The following is a 462-nucleotide window of genomic DNA, read 5'->3' on the forward strand; positions in this document are numbered from 1 at the left end:
CGTTTGGTCGGACGAGCTGTTGGTGTCGCTGCTCGTGCTACCGGTACTGGCCATGCTGCTCGGCTTCGTGCTCGGCGGACGTGCGGCCGAACGCATCACGCTCTTGACCCTCCCGCTCGGGCTGGCGCTGGCAATCGCCGTGGCCGTGTTGATGCTCCATCAAGGCACACCGCTGAGCTATGACATCGGCGGTTGGGAACCGCCGCTCGGGGTCGCGCTGCGCGTTGATGGCCTCTCGGCGCTCTTGCTGCTCACCACAGCGCTGGTGATCACTGGGGTTGGGCTCTATGCCTGTGCCGATTTCGCGACCTCGGCTGATGTCAAAGAGGCGCGCGCGCCGTTGGCGTTCTGGACCCTGCTCCTTGGGCTCTGGGCGGCGCTGAACGCGGTCTTCATTGGCCAGGATCTGTTCAATCTCTACGTCGCCATCGAGCTGCTGACCTTCACCGCGGTGCCCCTGGT

1 pseudogene is annotated in these 462 nt (G+C 65.2%); it reads left to right on the top strand.

Features of this window, described 5'->3' with window-relative positions:
- Nucleotides 1-22: 22 nt before the first annotated feature.
- A pseudogene (locus CLD20_RS20100) lies at nt 23-462 on the top strand (NADH-quinone oxidoreductase subunit J); the annotation flags it as partial.

Origin of the sequence: Afifella sp. IM 167 (assembly GCF_020144925.1) — a bacterium.
In the GTDB taxonomy this organism is placed as follows: domain Bacteria; phylum Pseudomonadota; class Alphaproteobacteria; order Rhizobiales; family Afifellaceae; genus Afifella.